The 432-nt window shown below is 44.2% G+C and carries 1 protein-coding gene; it reads right to left on the reverse strand.

All coding sequences use genetic code 11. From position 1 onward, the window contains the following. Positions 1–432: SIALI-17 repeat-containing surface protein (locus ADM33_RS05155; RefSeq protein ID WP_049503508.1), on the reverse strand; the 432-nt coding region annotated here is incomplete at both ends.

Below are 432 nucleotides of genomic sequence, written 5' to 3' on the forward strand. Positions count from 1 at the left end.
GATAGCTGCTTCTGAACCATTTACACCACCAGTAAACTCTGGCACTTCATGGATAGCTGCCTCTGTTTTGCCTGATTCTTCTTTCTTAGTTCCGACTAGCACAATCTCATCTTGCGCCACTTCAACAACTTCACGCAATTTTTCAGTACGGCTTCCATCTGGTGCTACTTCTGTTAAGATACGTTCCTTGCCTGCGCGACCTACCTGAGTTACGCGAGTTTCACCTTCTGGAAGAGTTGGATCTTCTCGTTTAACAGTCTTGAAGTTGAGAGCTTCTTCTACTACCTCAAGGCTTGGTTGACTAAAGCTCAATTCTTTAACACCTTCAGTCGGAAGATTTGAATGTTTTACTTCCTCTTTCGGAGTCGCTTTAAGTTGGTTGATAGAAGTTAGAGCTGCTTGCAAGGCTTTGTCTACCGCATCCTGAGTCTT

It is taken from the genome of Streptococcus oralis (genome assembly GCF_001075875.1).
In the GTDB taxonomy this organism is placed as follows: Bacteria; Bacillota; Bacilli; order Lactobacillales; family Streptococcaceae; genus Streptococcus; species Streptococcus oralis_I.